Here is a 16084-nt window from a genome sequence, read left to right on the forward strand (position 1 = left end):
GATTATCCTCGGATCGCCCAGAAGGCCAAGTTCAAGCCCGGGAACTGCCCGGCGATATGGAAGGCAAAGCCGCCGGAGTTGCTTAGTTGCTGCCAATGCTCACTGCCCCGGTCCAGCTCGTAATAAGTGCTGCCCGCGTGGTACGGCAGTTGGCGCGGCGCCACCGGCAACGGCACCAGGCCAATGCCCGGCAGTTGCAGGTTGACCATGTCGCGGATGTGCTCCACCGCGCCGACCTTGCTCTGCTGGCCGAAGCGGCCGCGCAGGGTTTCGCCAGGCACATCGGCACGCACCACCAGGATGAAACTGGCGTTGTCGAGCAGGGTTTTGTCGGCGAGCATCGCCACGTGGATGCCGTAGGCTTTCTCGACAATCGGGATCGGTGTGGCTTTGCTATCGATCAACATCGACAGCGCTTCACGCAGAGCCGCCATCACCGGGGCGTAGCTCAGGGCCAAGTCATCGTGCTGGTACTGCGGGTATTCCTGGGGACGACGACCCGAGGTGGAAAAGGTCGAGAACTCACCGGCCAGGCTCACCAGTTCGCTGAAGAAGCGCTCCGGATGCAGTGGGCTCAACTGGCTGAAATGCTGGATAAGCGGCTGCGCGCGGTTGACCAATTGCAGCAGCATGAAGTCAGCAATCTCCGACGCACCACCGGCGCCCGAGGCGACCACGCGGCCGGCCAGGGCTTCGCCGCGCTGGTGCAACAGGCCCAGCAGTTCGCTGCGAAACGCGGTCAGCGGCTTGCTCGCAGCCACGTCCAGTACCGGAGGGATGTAGGTGTCGTCGAGCACCAGGGCGCGGTCTGCACGTTTTTCCTTGATACGCACCAGGCCGATGGCGGCGTAATCGCTGATGCCATCCTGGGCAGTGAGCAGGCGCAGGGCACGGGAACCCACGGCCACAGGCGCGCGGTTTTCAAACGGGGCGTTGTCGTCGCGCACTTCGCGCACCTGGCTCACGTAACGTGCGGCTTCCAGCGCTTCACCTTCGTCAACCGTGTCCCGCGCACCCGCGCGTTTGAGCGGCAAGGCCAGGTAGACCAGGCCATCGCGCAGGTTGTCGTCGATGTTCAGCGGGCTTGGTGCCAGGTCGTCCTGGGGGATATTGAACGGCGTGCCGTCGGGCAAAAGGCCACGCGCCGAGACGATGGCCAGCTTGCCCTGGGCCAGCAGGCCCTGGTCGATCAGCAACTCGGAAAAGCCCCAGGCACCAGCGGCCAACGGGCGGCTGCGGGCGTCGATCAGGTTTTCCAGGTAACGGTCATGCTGCTGAAAGTGCTGCGTTCCGATGAACATGCCTTCCGACCAGACCACGCGATTGTTCCAGGACATGGGGGCTCCGATTGCTTGTTATTGGGCAGGGCTGGATGGGGAAACCACGACGTCGGCGCGCACGGCGCGCACATCGAGGCTGATCTGGTATTCGGTGTACTGGCGCGCCGGCACGTTGATCACCGTGCGCCATTGCGCGCGGTCCAACTCGCGGTAACCCACCAGCAAGCCGATCTGGCGCGTGGACGGGTCGAGATCTCGCTGGATACTCAGTTGTTGGCCGGGCTGGACCATCACTTCGTCTTGGTCCAGCAGGTCCAGGCCGAGGGTAGATTGGGCGCGGTCCGCCAGGGCGAAGTAGTCGGAGCGGCCGAAGGTGGCGGCGTTTTTCAGCTCGAAAATGCGCACCCGAACCGGCGCGGCCTGGCCGTTGGGGCCGGGGTTAAGCCCGGAAATCGCGTGGAAGTGAAACTCGACCGCAGCGGTATCCGCTTGCTCCTCGGCCGCCGCTTCGGGTTTGACGGCGTCATTGGCACACGCCGTCAGCAGCAGCGCGGTGGCGACTGCGAGTAAAAACCTGGGAATCATCCTGCGTCCTCAATGACGTACTTAGCTATCCGTTGATCCATTGTTGCGGCGCGGCGATTAGCGACGCTGTCGTGCGCTGTGTTCTTCGTAGGCTCGGCTGAATTCGCGGCCGAACAGGTCCTGGAAGTCTTCCTGGGCCTCGCGGGAAATATTGCTGTAGAGCTCGGTGAACTGCTGCCAGTACTGGGCCTGGCGCGAGCCGTTGAAAATGCTCGACAGCCCGCCGGGCTTGCCCATGCGTTCCTCCAGCTGGGCCGGTTCGAAACGCGTGAGCAGGTGTTTGATTGCGGCTTCCACCCCGGCCATCACGGCCAACTGATGGGCACGCAAGTCGTCGAAACTGTCCCGCACGGCAAGGTCCGGCGCCATAAACGCTTGGTTTCCATGACGAAGCAAAAGCAGTAACGCTTCCTCGGCATTCGGGGCAAATTTCAACGGATTGTTTTCAGCAGGCTGGATCATCGTCTGCTGCATGCGGAATTCGCCCTTGAGGCTGGCGCGTGCGCGCAACACATCGATCAAGCCTTCGACCATCAGCCGGTAGCTGCGGCCGATGCTTTCCATCTGGGCTTCTGCTTGGGCTTTGTCCAGACGCAACTGGTCGAGGCCAGCGCCGCGCAGGAAGGCTTGCAAGAGGTCGGGTTGTTGGCTGTCGGCCACGGGGAGCACAGGCTCGACCACGGGTGGCGGCGGGATGATCGGCGCGGTTGGAGGTGGGGGTGGCGGCGCGCTGACCAACGGCGCTGGCGCGTCGCCGAACAAGTCCCAGTCTTCAGGAATCACCGAGCCCGACACTGGGGGCGCTTCGACCACCGGTACAGCCACAGGTGTCGGCGGACGGAAGTCGTGTTGTTCGCAGGGCACGTGGTCCGGCACGGTCGGCGGCGGCACGGCGGTGGGGCTGAGGAAGTCGAACAGGTCCGGCAGGGTGTCCATCGACGAGGCGCCCTGAAACTGCGGCGCAATTACTGGGGTCGCCACCGGAGCGTTCACCACGGCCCCCATCAGTGCCTCAAAGCTGTTCGGCGATTCACCGGCAAACGGCTGGCTATCGGCGACCTGAACGTTGAAGTCGATACGCGCTTGAATCTCGTAATCGCCGATGCGGATCAGCTCGCCATTTTGCAGCAGCTCGCTATTACCCCGGCGCATGCGAACACCGGCGTTAACCAACTCCACACCGTTTGTGCTGTTATCGGTTAAATAATAACGGCCATCTTTGTATTGAATTACGCAATGTTGTGAAGACACCAGCCGCTCAGGATCAGGCAATACCCAGTCATTATCCGAACTGCGGCCGATCGCCATCGAGCCCTGATTCATGGACTTTTCGGCGCACTGCCCTGGGGTAATCTTGTGATAACTAGTGATAGTCAAACACAGCGACATCTTGCCTCCTTGCTGATACTTCGCGCGCGAGCGATTCACGGGACAGAGAATCCCGAGAGTTCCCCATCAGATCGTGCCTCCGACCGTCTACAACCGGCCGATGCCAGCATGATCGCTGATCTTAACTGGGCTCTATGACAAAAATCCTGTCCCGGTGCGCCGTTCGACCCACCAGTCGCGCAGGTTGTTAAGCACCGCACATCTGTCACAGAGGGCGAATAGCTTACCTTGACAAGCCCTAACTACTACACCAAAAATGCACAACTTCTTGAACACCAATGATGGCACATTAGTAGCACCGTGCTTATATGACCAAGAAAACATGCAAAGTTCCTCGCGCAACTAATGCATGAATTGCCCGCCATATAACGGGCTGATAGGGAGATCAATTTCAGTGGATGTGCCGTTGCTGCTCACCGCCGTTTCCGCGACTTCGCCTTGTGGCGAAGACATGGAATATGACGCGCAATTTCTCCAACTGGAGCGTGATGCCAAGGGCCAGCCTGAGCGCAGCATGGGTGATTCCATCTTGCCCGCCGAGCCGCCGGACTGGCGCAGCATCCAGCAGCAGAGCCTCGACCTGCTGCAGCGCAGCAAAGACCTGCGCATCACCCATTTCCTCCTGCAAAGTTCCCTCGCCCTCCAGGGTGTGGCCGGGCTGGCCGATGTTCTGAAACTGATCGACGCCCTGTTGCGCGAATACTGGTCCGACCTGCACCCGCGCCTGGATGCCGACGACGACAACGACCCGACCGTGCGCATCAACGCCCTGTCTGGCCTGACCAGTGACGCGACCATTCGCCTGCTGCGCGAAAGCATCCTCACGCGCTCGCGCACCTTCGGCCCCGTGAGCCTGCGCGCCGCGCTGAATGCCAGCGGCCTGATGAATTTCCCCGACGAACAGCTCGGCGCCCAGCAACTGAACGCCGCATTCCTCGACAGCGACCCCGAACACCTGCAAGCCACCCGCGACGCCTTGAGCGCCGCGCGTGCGGCTTGCGAAGCCATCGAGCAGCAGGTCAGCGACCAGGTCGGTTCAGCCCAAGGCGTGGACCTGACCCTCTTGAAACAACCGCTCAAGCAGGCGCTGCAAGTGCTTAATCAAGCGGTTCCAGACACCCAAGGCAGCAGCGAACCCGAGGCCGTCAGTGACGACAATGCCCCCTCGGTCGAGTACGCCGCTGCCCCTGCGGCATCGCGCCCGGCCGGCGATATCGCCAGCCGCGATGATGTACTGCGCAGCCTGGACAAGATCCTTGCGTACTACACCCGTCACGAGCCTTCGAGCCCGCTGCCGGTGCTGTTGAACCGAGCGAAGAATCTGGTGCATGCCGACTTTGCCGCGATCGTGCGCAATCTGATTCCCGATGGCATGTCCCAATTTGAAAACCTGCGTGGGCCGGACGGCGAGTAAGCCGTCCGACTGCGCAGTAACAACACCGTCGCTCAAGCGACCAGGAGCAGCAACGTGGCGAAGCAAAGTTCTCAGAAATTCATCGCGCGCAACCGCGCGCCTCGGGTGCAGATCGAGTACGACGTCGAGCTCTACGGCGCCGAGAAAAAGGTCCAGCTGCCCTTCGTGATGGGTGTGATGGCCGACCTCGCCGGCAAACCTGCCGAGCCTCTGGCGCCAGTGGCTGATCGCAAGTTCCTTGAAGTGGACGTCGACAACTTCGACTCACGCCTCAAGGCCATGCAGCCGCGCGTAGCGTTCCACGTACCGAACGAATTGACCGGCGAAGGCAACCTGAGCCTGGATATCACGTTCGAAAGCATGGACGACTTCAGCCCGGCCGCCGTGGCGCGCAAAGTCGACTCGCTGAACCAGTTGCTCGAAGCCCGCACCCAGCTGGCCAACCTGCTGACCTACATGGACGGCAAGACCGGCGCTGAAGAAATCATCATGAAGGCAATCAAGGACCCGGCACTGCTTCAGGCACTTGCCAGCGCGCCTAAGCCTGCAGGGGACCAATAATCATGACTGACAATACCGCCCGCGAAGGCAGCCAGATCCTGGGTGCCACCGAAGAAGCCAGCGAGTTCGCCAACCTGCTGCTGCAAGAGTTCAAACCCAAGACCGAGCGTGCCCGCGAAGCCGTGGAAACCGCTGTGCGTACATTGGCCGAACAGGCTCTGGCGCAAACAGACCTAGTGTCCAACGACGCGATCAAGTCGATCGAATCGATCATCGCCGCCATCGACGCCAAGCTCACCGCCCAGGTCAATCAGATCATCCACCATCAGGACTTCCAGCAGCTGGAAAGCGCCTGGCGTGGCTTGCACTACCTGGTCAACAACACCGAGAGCGATGAGCAGCTCAAGATCCGCGTGCTCAACATCTCCAAGCCGGACCTGCACAAGACCCTGAAGAAATTCAAGGGCACCGCGTGGGACCAGAGCCCGATCTTCAAGAAAATGTACGAAGAAGAATACGGCCAGTTCGGCGGCGAACCGTATGGTTGCCTGGTCGGCGACTACTACTTCGATCAGTCGCCTCCGGACGTCGAGTTGCTGGGCGAGCTGTCGAAAGTCTGCGCGGCCATGCACTCCCCGTTCATCGCTGCGGCCTCGCCGACCGTGATGGGCATGGGCTCGTGGCAGGAACTGTCGAACCCGCGCGACCTGACCAAGATCTTCACCACCCCGGAATACGCCGGCTGGCGCTCGCTGCGTGAATCGGAAGATTCGCGCTACATCGGCCTGACCATGCCGCGCTTCCTGGCGCGTCTGCCGTATGGCGCCAAGACCGACCCGGTGGAAGCTTTCGCCTTCGAAGAAAACACCGACGGCGCCGACAGTTCCAAGTACACCTGGGCCAACGCCGCATACGCGATGGCGGTGAACATCAACCGTTCGTTCAAGCACTACGGCTGGTGCTCGCGCATCCGTGGCGTGGAGTCCGGTGGTGAAGTGGAAAACCTGCCGGCCCACACGTTCCCTACCGATGACGGTGGTGTGGACATGAAGTGCCCGACCGAAATCGCCATCAGCGACCGCCGTGAAGCGGAGCTGGCGAAGAACGGTTTCATGCCGCTGCTGCACAAGAAAAACACCGACTTCGCCGCGTTCATCGGCGCCCAGTCGTTGCAGAAACCGGCCGAATACGACGACCCGGACGCCACCGCCAACGCCAACCTGGCCGCGCGCCTGCCGTACCTGTTCGCCACCTGCCGTTTCGCGCATTACTTGAAGTGCATCGTGCGCGACAAAATCGGTTCCTTCAAAGAGAAGGACGAGATGCAGCGCTGGTTGCAGGACTGGATCCTCAACTACGTCGACGGTGACCCGGCGCACTCCACCGAAACCACCAAGGCCCAGCACCCATTGGCTGCCGCCGAAGTGATCGTGGAAGACGTCGAAGGCAACCCGGGGTACTACAACTCCAAGTTCTACCTGCGTCCGCACTACCAGCTCGAAGGGCTGACCGTGTCGCTGCGCCTGGTATCGAAACTGCCTTCGGCGAAAAGCGCCTAACCCACGGATGAGCTGGCTCTTCTGTGGGAGGGGGCTTGCCCCCGATAGCATCACTGGGGTGTGACTGACACACCGAGGTGCCTGCATCGGGGGCAAGCCCCCTCCCACACAAAGGCACTGCGCATTTGGAGTTACTCAAATTCAGTGGCAAGCGCCACACAGGGAGAAAACATGGCTGTTGATATTTTCATCAAGATCGGCGACATCAAGGGCGAGTCCATGGACAAGGCCCACAAGGACGAAATCGACGTACTGAACTGGAGCTGGGGCATGGCCCAGTCCGGCAACATGCACGTGGGCGGTGGTGGTGGTGCAGGCAAGGTGAATATCCAGGACCTGTCGCTGACCAAGTACGTCGACAAAGCTTCGCCGAACCTGATGATGCACTGCGCCAGCGGCAAGCACATCGACAAGGTCAAGCTGACTGTGCGCAAGGCCGGTGGTGAAAGCCAGGTCGAGTACATGGTGATCAACCTGGAAGAAGTGCTGGTCACGTCCCTGAGCACCGGCGGTTCGGGCTCCGATGACCGCCTGACCGAGAACGTTACCCTGAACTTCGCCCAAGTGATGGTTGACTACCAGCCGCAGAAAGCTGACGGCACCAAAGACGGCGGCGCAATCAAGTTTGGCTGGAACATCCGTTCCAACACCAAGCGCTGATAGCCCTGGTGGCCGTGGTCTCATGCCACGGCCACTAGCCCTGCCCCTCAGAACAACCGTCCCTCTCACAACCCGTCCGTGGAGCTGCTTTGGTGGTAACTGAAATCGCTTCCCGCGACCGTCTGCAACCGTCCTTGCTGGACCGGCTGACTGACGACGACCCAACCAATCCCAAGGAAAGCGCCGACAAACGCGTGCTGTCCCTGACCCAATTGAAAGCCTCGGTGCTGCGCGACCTGGCGTGGCTGCTCAATACCACGTCGTTGCTCGATGCCGACGCCACGCTGCACACCCCGGCCGGTACCTCGGTGGTCAATTACGGCCTACCTGCATTGGCGGGCAACAGCGTTTCCAGTGTCGATATCAAGGCTCTGGAAGCCCTGATCTACCAGGCGATTGCCACCTTTGAACCGCGCATCCTTCGCCATACCCTGCGGGTGAAGGCCCGCGTTGGCCATGGCGAGATGAATCACAACGCCCTGAGTTTCGAGATCGAAGGCGACCTGTGGGCGCAGCCAGTGCCGTTGCGCCTGTTGCTGCAAACCGACCTCGACCTTGAATCCGGCCACGTGCGCGTGGTCAATGCCGACCAGCGGAGACGCCCATGAATCCGCGTCTGCTGGAGCTGTACAACCAAGAACTGCATCACGTGCGCGAGAGCGCCGCCGAGTTCGCCAAGGAATACCCGAAGATCGCCAGTCGGCTGACGTTGTCTGGCATGGACTGCGCCGACCCGTATGTCGAACGTTTGCTTGAGGGCTTCGCTTACCTCACCGCCCGCGTACAGCTCAAACTCGACGCCGAGTACCCGACCTTCACCCACAACCTGCTGGAAATCGCTTACCCGCACTACCTGGCGCCGACCCCGTCGATGACCGTGGTGCAATTGCAGACCGACCCCGACGAAGGCTCCCTGGCCAGCGGCTTCCCGCTGCCGCGCGACACCGTGTTGCGTGCCGCCCTGGGCCGCGAAACCCAGACCTGCTGCGAGTACCGCACCGCACACCCGGTGACGTTGTGGCCGTTGCAGGTCAGCAATGCCGAGTACTTCGGCAACCCCGCCGCCGTACTCGGTCGCCTGGCCGCCAGTGAGCCGAAAGCCAAGGCCGGCCTGCGCCTGACCCTACGCACCGGCGCCGAATTGCCGTTCAACAGCCTCGACCTGGACAACCTGCCGCTGTACCTCAGCGGCGCCGACGAGCAGCCGTTCCGCCTTTACGAACAACTGCTGGGCAACGCCTGCGCGGTGTTTGCGCGCAAGCCCGGTGGCGATTGGGTTGAGCGGTTGCCCCAGGACGCACTGCGCTCCCGGGGTTTCGACGATGCCGACGCGGCTATGCCGGTCGTTGCGCGCGCATTCCAGGGCTATCGGTTGTTGCAGGAATACTTCGCCCTGCCCCACCGTTTCCTGTTCGTCGAATTCGCCGAACTGAGCCGCGCGGTCAAACGTTGCGACGGCCAGGAGCTGGAGCTGATCGTGCTGTTCGACCGTCACGAACCGAGCCTGGAAGGCAGCGTCGGCGCGGCGCAATTCCTGCCGTTCTGCACCCCGGCGATCAACCTGTTCCCGAAGCGCGTGGACCGCATCCACTTGTCCGACCGGGTCAACGAGCACCACGTGATCGCCGACCGCACACGGCCAATGGATTTCGAGATTCACTCGCTGAGCGGCATCACCGGCCACGGTACTGGGCCAGAGCAGCCATTTTTGCCGTTCTATGCGGTACGCGATCCATCCCGTTATGGCCGCGACCAGGCGTACTACACGGTGCGTCGCGAGCCGCGCGTGCTATCCAGCGACCAACGCCGCAATGGCCCACGCTCTACCTACGTGGGCAGCGAAACCTTCGTCAGCCTGGTGGACAGCCGCCAGGCGCCCTACGGCCACGACCTGCGCCAACTGGGCGTGACGGCGCTGTGCACGAATCGCGATTTGCCGTTGTTCATGAGCGTGGGCAATGGCAAGACCGACTTCACCCTCTCCGACAGCGCGCCGGTTTTATCCGTGCGTTGCGTCGCCGGCCCAAGTCGCCCGCGCGCCAGCCATGCCCATGACGCCAAGGCCTGGCGCCTGATCAGCCAGTTGTCGCTCAACTATTTGTCCCTGAGCGAACAAGGCCAGGGCGCGGGTGCCTTGCGCGAATTACTGCGCCTGTATGGCGACAGCAATGACGCCGCCCTGCAATTGCAGATCGAAGGTCTGCGCGACGTCAGCAGCAAGGCCGTCACCCGGCGCCTGCCGATGCCCGGACCGATCGTATTTGGCCGCGGTCTTGAGATCACATTGGAGTTCGATGAAAACGCGTTTCGCGGTACCGGCGTGTTCCTGCTCGGTGCGGTGCTGGAACGCTTCCTGGCACGCTACGTGTCGATCAACAGTTTTACCGAGACGGTGATCCGTACCACCGAACGCGGCGAGATCATGCGATGGAAAGCCAAGCCCGGGCGTCGTCCGACCCTGTGAGTACTTTGGATGCGATGCATCAGGAGCCCTGGGAATACGATTTCTTCCAGGCGCTGCGGCGTATCGAGTGCGAATCGCCGGACCTGCCGCGCCTGGGCCATTCCCTGCGCCTGGCAGACGACCCGCTACGCTTGGGGCAACAGGCCGATTGCACGTTCGCCCCGGCCACCCTGGCGTCGGTCGACCCCGGCGGCGATGGCAAACCCGCACGCCTGGAGCAGTTCTTCTTTGGCCTCGGCGGCCCGAACGGCCCGTTGCCGCTGCACATCACCGAGTACGTACGCGAGCGCCAGCGCAACAATGCTGACAGCACCAGCAAGCAGTTCCTGGACGTCTTCCACCACCGCCTGCTAAGCCTGTTTTATCGGGCTTGGGCCGAGGCGCGGCCGACGGTCAGCCATGACCGACCGGATGATGACTACTGGTCTGCACGCCTCGCCGCCTTAAGTGGTCGAGGCATGCCGAGTCTGCTCAACCAAGGGCTGATTCCCGACACGGCGAAGCTGCATTACAGCGGTCACTTATCAGCGCAAACCCGTTACCCAGACGGTTTGAAGGCAATCCTCGGCGAGTATTTCGGCCTGCCGGTGGAGATTGAAGAATACGTCGGCCAATGGCTGGAACTGCCAGAGCGCAGCCGTGTGAGTGTCAGCGCCAACCGGCTGGGTGTGGACTTTTGCCTGGGCAGCCATGTGTGGGACCGCCAGCACAAATTCCGTATCCGCCTGGGCCCGCTCAAGCTGGACGACTACATGGGCATGCTGCCCGGCAGTCAGCCGTTCAACGAGCTGGTGGCGTGGGTGGCCGAGTACCTGGGCCATGAATTGGACTGGGACTTGAACCTGGTTTTGCAACAACCCGAAGTACCGGCGCTGCAACTCAATGGCCAGTTCCGCCTGGGCTTTAACACCTGGCTCGGCAATCCCGAGCATGACGCCAACGACCTAATCCTGGCCCGGCATTACGCCGATCAAGCCACCACCTCAAGGAATCCAGAGCATGGGTGAAATCAGTCGCGCCGCACTGTTCGGCAAACTCAACAGCGTGGCCTACAAGGCCATCGAAGCCGCCACCGTGTTCTGCAAGTTGCGGGGCAATCCGTATGTGGAACTGGCCCACTGGTTTCACCAGTTGCTGCAACTGCAGGACTCGGACCTGCACCGCATCATCCGCCAGTTCAACGTCGAGCCGGCGCGCCTGGCCCGTGACCTCACCGAAGCCCTGGACCGCCTACCGCGTGGCTCGACGTCGATCACCGACCTGTCGTCCCATGTGGAAGAAGCCGTGGAGCGCGGCTGGGTATACGGCAGCCTGATGTTCGGCGAAAGCCAGGTGCGCACCGGTTATCTGGTGCTAGGCATCCTCAAGACGCCAAGCTTGCGCCACGCGCTGCTGGGGTTGTCTTCGGAATTCGACAAGATCAAGGCCGAGGCACTGAGCGAGCGTTTTGATGAATACGTTGGCGACTCGCCGGAAAACGCCTTGAGCGCCAGCGACGGCTTTAACGCCGGTGTTCCAGGCGAGGCCAGCGGCGCCATGGCACCGAGTGCGATGGGCAAACAGGAAGCCCTCAAGCGTTTCACCGTCGACCTGACCGAACAGGCTCGCAGCGGCAAGCTCGACCCTATCGTCGGCCGTGACGAAGAGATCCGCCAACTGGTGGACATCCTCATGCGCCGCCGCCAGAACAACCCGATCCTCACCGGTGAAGCCGGCGTCGGCAAGACGGCCGTGGTCGAAGGTTTCGCCCTTCGCATCGTCGCCGGTGACGTGCCGCCTGCACTGAAAGACGTGGAACTGCGCAGCCTTGATGTCGGCCTGCTGCAAGCCGGCGCCAGCATGAAAGGCGAGTTTGAACAGCGCCTGCGCCAGGTCATCGAAGACGTCCAGGCCTCGCCCAAGCCGATCATCCTGTTTATCGACGAAGCCCATACCCTGGTAGGTGCCGGTGGCGCCGCCGGGACGGGTGATGCAGCCAACCTGCTCAAGCCTGCCCTCGCCCGTGGCACCTTGCGTACCGTGGCAGCCACCACCTGGGCCGAGTACAAGAAGCACATCGAGAAAGACCCAGCGCTGACCCGCCGCTTCCAGGTCGTGCAAGTTGCTGAACCGTCGGAAGACAAAGCTCTGCTGATGATGCGCGGCGTGGCATCGACCATGGAGAAACACCACCAGGTGCAGATCCTCGACGAAGCCCTTGAAGCCTCGGTAAAGCTGTCTCACCGCTATATCCCGGCGCGCCAGTTGCCCGATAAATCCGTAAGCCTGCTGGACACCGCCTGCGCCCGCGTCGCCATCAGCCTGCACGCCGTACCGGCCGAAGTGGACGACAGCCGCCGCCGCATCGAAGCCCTGGAAACCGAGCTGCAAATCATCGCCCGCGAGCATGCCATCGGCATCGACATTGGTGCGCGCCAGAGCAACAGCGAAACCCTGTTAAGCGCCGAGCGTGAGCGCCTGGCGACCCTGGAAAGCCGCTGGGCCGAAGAGAAAACCCTGGTGGATGAATTGCTCGCCACCCGTGCCACCCTGCGTGAAAAGGCCGGGGTTGTGGACAGCGATGCGGGTAACAACGAGAGCGATGAGTTGCGTGCGAAACTGGTCGATCTGCAACAGCGACTGACCGCGCTGCAAGGCGAAACTCCGCTGATCCTACCGACCGTGGATTACCAGGCCGTGGCCTCGGTGGTCGCTGATTGGACCGGTATCCCGGTGGGCCGCATGGCTCGCAATGAACTGGAGACGGTGCTTAACCTCGACCAGCACCTGAAGAAACGCATCATCGGCCAGGACCACGCCCTGCAGATGATCGCCAAGCGCATCCAGACCTCCCGAGCCGGCCTCGATAACCCGAGCAAGCCAATTGGCGTGTTCATGCTCGCCGGCACCTCCGGCGTGGGCAAGACCGAAACCGCCCTGGCCTTGGCCGAGGCCATGTACGGCGGTGAGCAGAACGTGATCACCATCAACATGAGCGAGTTCCAGGAAGCTCACACGGTGTCGACCCTCAAGGGCGCGCCACCGGGCTATATCGGCTACGGCGAAGGCGGCGTGCTGACCGAAGCAGTGCGGCGTAAACCCTACAGCGTGGTCCTGCTGGACGAGGTGGAGAAAGCCCACCCGGACGTGCATGAAATTTTCTTCCAGGTGTTCGACAAAGGCGTGATGGAAGATGGCGAAGGCCGGGTGATCGACTTCAAGAACACCCTGATCCTGCTGACCACCAACGCCGGTACCGAGCTGATTTCCCGCGTCTGCAAAGACCCGGCGAACATCCCCGAGCCAGAAGAAATCGCCAAGGCCCTGCGTCAGCCATTGCTGGAGATCTTCCCGCCTGCCTTGCTCGGCCGCCTGGTGACGATCCCCTACTACCCGCTGAGCGACGAGATGCTCAAGGCGATCACCCGCCTGCAACTCAACCGCATCAAGAAGCGCGTGGAGAATACCCACAAGGTCGCCTTCGACTACGACGACGCGGTGGTCGACCTGATCGTCTCGCGCTGCACCGAAACCGAAAGCGGCGGACGCATGATCGACACCATCCTCACCAACAGCCTGCTGCCGGACATGAGCCGTGAGTTCCTCACGCGCATGCTTGAGGGCAAGGCGCTGGCGGGTGTGCGCATCAGCAGCCGGGATAATGAATTGCACTACGACTTCAGCGACGCCGAATAACGACTGTTGGAATGCAATGCAAATGTGGGAGGGGGCTTGCCCCCGATGGCGGTGAATCAGTCGCCTGATACCTCAACTGACACACTGCTATCGGGGGCAAGCCCCCTCCCACATTTGAACTCAGTTTCTTCGGTTATTTAGTCATTTTCGAGACGCCCGATGCTATTCAACCAAGCCTCACGCCTGGCCAAGATCACCAGCCCCCTCGGGCCGGATGTGCTGCTGCTCAATGAAATGGGCGGCGGCGAAGAGCTGGGCCGACTGTTCAACTATGAGCTGCAACTGACGTCCCTGGACGCCAACATCGACCTCAACCAGTTGCTGGGCAAGCCGATGAGCGTCGGCGTGCAACTGGCGGACGGTGGCGAGCGGCACTTCCACGGCATCGTCGCGCGTTGCAGCCAGAACATCGATCAGGGTCAGTTCGCCAGTTATCAGGTGACGCTGCGCCCGTGGTTCTGGCTGCTCAGCCGCACCTCCGATTGCCGGATCTTCCAGAACCTGAGCATCCCGCAGATCATCAAGCAGGTGTTCCGCGACCTGGGTTTTTCCGACTTCGAAGACGCCCTGAGCCGGCCGTACCGCGAGTGGGAATACTGCGTGCAGTACCGCGAGACCAGCTTCGATTTCGTCAGCCGCTTGATGGAGCAGGAAGGTATCTACTACTTCTTCCGCCATGAACAGGACCGTCACGTGCTGGTGCTGGCCGACGCCTATGGCGCCCACACCACGGTGCCAGGCTACGCGTCTATCCCGTATTACCCCAAGGACGAGCAGCAGCGCGAACGCGACCACATGCACAACTGGCACCTGGCGCAGGAAGTGCAACCGGGCTCCCTGGAGCTCAACGACTACGACTTCCAGCGCCCCAGCGCCAGCATCGACGTGCGCTCGGCCATGCCGCGCCCGCACACTGCCGGCGACTACCCGCTGTACGACTACCCCGGCACCTACGTGCAAAGCGCCGACGGCGAACACTACGCGCGCACCCGCATCGAAGCCCTGCAAACCCTGCATGAGCAAATCGAGTTCGCCGGCAACGCGCGCGGGCTAGGTTCTGGCCACCTGTTCAGCCTCACCGGCTTCAGCCGCCAGGACCAGAACCGCGAATACCTGATCGTCGGCTGTCGCTATTACATCGTCCAGGAAAGCCTGGAAAGCGGCGGCGGCTCAGGCTCGGCGCAGTTCGAAAGCAGCCTGACCTGCATCGACGCCCAACAAAGCTTCCGCCCGCTGGCCAACACCCACCGCCCCATCGTCAAAGGCCCGCAGACCGCCTTGGTTGTGGGCCCCAAAGGCGAGGAGATCTGGACCGACCAGTACGGCCGCGTAAAGGTGCACTTCTACTGGGACCGCCACGACCAATCCAACGAAAACAGCTCGTGCTGGATTCGCGTATCGCAGTCCTGGGCTGGCAAGAACTGGGGCTCGATGCAGATTCCACGGATTGGCCAGGAAGTGATTGTAAGCTTCCTCGAAGGCGACCCCGACCGGCCGATCATCACCGGCCGCGTGTACAACGCTGAGCAGACCGTACCGTACGACCTGCCGGAAAACGCGACCCAGAGCGGCATGAAAAGCCGTTCGAGCAAGGGCGGCACGCCGGCCAACTTCAATGAAATCCGCATGGAGGACAAGAAGGGGTTGGAGCAGTTGTACATCCATGCCGAGCGTAACCAGGACATCGTCGTCGAAGTGGACGAAAGTCACTCGGTAGGGCATGACCGCAACAAGAGCATTGGGCATGACGAGACGGTGACGATTGGGAATAACCGTGTGCGCATCGTCAAGCAGGAAGACATCCTTTCTGTGGGCAAGAGGAAAACCGACAGTATCAGCCAGAGCTACGTGATTGAAGTGGGCGAAAACCTACGCCTGGTCTGCGGTAAAAGCATTCTGGAGTTGAACGCCAGCGGGCAGATCAACCTGAGCGGCGTCAATATCAGCTTCCACGCCAGCGGCGATGCCGAGTTCAACACCGGCGGCGTGCTGCACCTGAACAACGGCGGCGGCCCCGGCGCCACGCCCGATGGCCAAGGCCAGAAAGGCGCCATTGACGCCAATATCAAGGCAGCGTTCCCCGCACCTAAAAGCTCCTGACGAGACCTGTTTGCCATGACGTACCGAATCAACGAATTCCAGTTTCAACTGCCCGCCAGTGAGTTGCAGGACGCGACGATCAACATCCTCAAGTTCCCCGAACTGGGCACGTCCCTGATCGTCAGCCGCAGCCTGCTGGCCGAAGGCGAAACCCTGCACAGCAACTTCAACGACCAACTCCAGCGCCTGGAAAAACAGGTGCAGGACTTGCGCTACCAACCGGGTGTCGATGTGCGCCTGGGCGCCGCGCAAGAGGTCGAAGGCATCGAGCTGCGCAGCCAGTTCAACAAGGGCAATGACAAGGTGTTCCAGTATCAGTTGGCCCTGGTGATACCGGGCACACGCAAGATGCTCGCGTTGAGTTATGTGAAGGCGGATAAGCTGGGTGATGCCGAGGCGGCGCATTGGGCGTTGATCAAGAACTCGCTGTCGTTCGACGCGCTTTGATGAGCGGCCT

General features: G+C 61.8%; 13 protein-coding genes. 10 read left to right on the forward strand and 3 right to left on the reverse strand.

The window, feature by feature from the left end; genetic code table 11:
* Positions 1 to 2 precede the first annotated feature (2 nt).
* The 3 genes from tssK to tagH are packed head-to-tail and all read right to left on the reverse strand — an operon-like array spanning position 3 to position 3254.
* Positions 3 to 1337 carry a type VI secretion system baseplate subunit TssK gene (tssK, locus tag AOA61_RS11310; protein ID WP_095185217.1) on the reverse strand — a complete coding sequence of 445 codons (1335 nt, stop codon included), beginning with the start codon at positions 1335 to 1337 and terminating at the stop codon, positions 3 to 5.
* An 18-nt stretch (positions 1338 to 1355) separates the two neighbouring features.
* Positions 1356 to 1865: a type VI secretion system lipoprotein TssJ gene (tssJ, locus tag AOA61_RS11315; protein ID WP_099601761.1), complete on the reverse strand. Its 510-nt coding sequence runs from the start codon at positions 1863 to 1865 to the stop codon at positions 1356 to 1358.
* A gap of 57 nt (positions 1866 to 1922) precedes the next feature.
* Positions 1923 to 3254, reverse strand: a complete 1332-nt coding sequence (gene tagH, locus AOA61_RS11320) for a type VI secretion system-associated FHA domain protein TagH (protein WP_099601762.1) — start codon at positions 3252 to 3254, stop codon at positions 1923 to 1925.
* Positions 3255 to 3648: 394 nt separating this feature from the next.
* Here tagH and tssA point away from each other — a divergent pair, with 394 nt between their 5' ends.
* From tssA to AOA61_RS11370, 10 genes are all read left to right on the forward strand, one after another.
* Positions 3649 to 4668, forward strand: a complete 1020-nt coding sequence (gene tssA, locus AOA61_RS11325) for a type VI secretion system protein TssA (protein WP_099601763.1) — start codon at positions 3649 to 3651, stop codon at positions 4666 to 4668.
* A gap of 54 nt (positions 4669 to 4722) precedes the next feature.
* Positions 4723 to 5229, forward strand: coding sequence for a type VI secretion system contractile sheath small subunit (gene tssB / locus AOA61_RS11330; protein WP_010207547.1), 507 nt, complete (start codon positions 4723 to 4725; stop codon positions 5227 to 5229).
* 2 nt (positions 5230 to 5231) lie between these two features.
* The gene (gene tssC / locus AOA61_RS11335) at positions 5232 to 6728 is read left to right on the forward strand and encodes a type VI secretion system contractile sheath large subunit (RefSeq protein ID WP_032884437.1); all 1497 of its coding nucleotides are present in this window, start codon (positions 5232 to 5234) and stop codon (positions 6726 to 6728) included.
* 171 nt (positions 6729 to 6899) lie between these two features.
* Entirely contained in the window at positions 6900 to 7388 is a 489-nt protein-coding gene (locus AOA61_RS11340) for a type VI secretion system tube protein Hcp (RefSeq protein WP_017735732.1), read from the forward strand.
* A 92-nt stretch (positions 7389 to 7480) separates the two neighbouring features.
* Positions 7481 to 7996, forward strand: a complete 516-nt coding sequence (gene tssE / locus AOA61_RS11345; RefSeq protein WP_005792513.1) for a type VI secretion system baseplate subunit TssE — start codon at positions 7481 to 7483, stop codon at positions 7994 to 7996.
* The gene (gene tssF / locus AOA61_RS11350; RefSeq protein WP_095185221.1) at positions 7993 to 9852 is read left to right on the forward strand and encodes a type VI secretion system baseplate subunit TssF; all 1860 of its coding nucleotides are present in this window, start codon (positions 7993 to 7995) and stop codon (positions 9850 to 9852) included. The genes tssE and tssF overlap by 4 nt, the downstream gene beginning before the upstream one ends.
* Entirely contained in the window at positions 9816 to 10859 is a 1044-nt protein-coding gene (tssG, locus tag AOA61_RS11355) for a type VI secretion system baseplate subunit TssG (protein ID WP_032884439.1), read from the forward strand. Before tssF ends, tssG begins: the two co-directional genes overlap by 37 nt.
* Complete coding sequence (tssH, locus tag AOA61_RS11360) at positions 10852 to 13527, forward strand: type VI secretion system ATPase TssH (protein ID WP_032884440.1); 2676 nt, start codon at positions 10852 to 10854, stop codon at positions 13525 to 13527. Before tssG ends, tssH begins: the two co-directional genes overlap by 8 nt.
* 159 nt (positions 13528 to 13686) lie before the next feature.
* Positions 13687 to 15627: a type VI secretion system Vgr family protein gene (locus AOA61_RS11365; RefSeq protein ID WP_099601764.1), complete on the forward strand. Its 1941-nt coding sequence runs from the start codon at positions 13687 to 13689 to the stop codon at positions 15625 to 15627.
* Between the two features lie 15 nt (positions 15628 to 15642).
* Positions 15643 to 16074: a DcrB-related protein gene (locus AOA61_RS11370; RefSeq protein ID WP_032884442.1), complete on the forward strand. Its 432-nt coding sequence runs from the start codon at positions 15643 to 15645 to the stop codon at positions 16072 to 16074.
* The last annotated feature ends 10 nt before the right edge of the window (positions 16075 to 16084 follow it).

It is taken from the genome of Pseudomonas sp. 2995-1 (assembly GCF_002742505.1).
Taxonomy (GTDB): domain Bacteria; phylum Pseudomonadota; class Gammaproteobacteria; order Pseudomonadales; family Pseudomonadaceae; genus Aquipseudomonas; species Aquipseudomonas sivasensis.

Coding starts and splice junctions, on each gene's coding strand:
- tssK (WP_095185217.1), bottom strand. CDS start 1,337: ATGTCCTGGAACAATCGCGTGGTCTGGTCGGAAGGCATGTTCATCGGA.
- tssJ (WP_099601761.1), bottom strand. CDS start 1,865: ATGATTCCCAGGTTTTTACTCGCAGTCGCCACCGCGCTGCTGCTGACG.
- tagH (WP_099601762.1), bottom strand. CDS start 3,254: ATGTCGCTGTGTTTGACTATCACTAGTTATCACAAGATTACCCCAGGG.
- tssC (WP_032884437.1), top strand. CDS start 5,232: ATGACTGACAATACCGCCCGCGAAGGCAGCCAGATCCTGGGTGCCACC.
- AOA61_RS11340 (WP_017735732.1), top strand. CDS start 6,900: ATGGCTGTTGATATTTTCATCAAGATCGGCGACATCAAGGGCGAGTCC.
- tssF (WP_095185221.1), top strand. CDS start 7,993: ATGAATCCGCGTCTGCTGGAGCTGTACAACCAAGAACTGCATCACGTG.
- tssG (WP_032884439.1), top strand. CDS start 9,816: ATGGAAAGCCAAGCCCGGGCGTCGTCCGACCCTGTGAGTACTTTGGAT.
- tssH (WP_032884440.1), top strand. CDS start 10,852: ATGGGTGAAATCAGTCGCGCCGCACTGTTCGGCAAACTCAACAGCGTG.
- AOA61_RS11365 (WP_099601764.1), top strand. CDS start 13,687: ATGCTATTCAACCAAGCCTCACGCCTGGCCAAGATCACCAGCCCCCTC.
- AOA61_RS11370 (WP_032884442.1), top strand. CDS start 15,643: ATGACGTACCGAATCAACGAATTCCAGTTTCAACTGCCCGCCAGTGAG.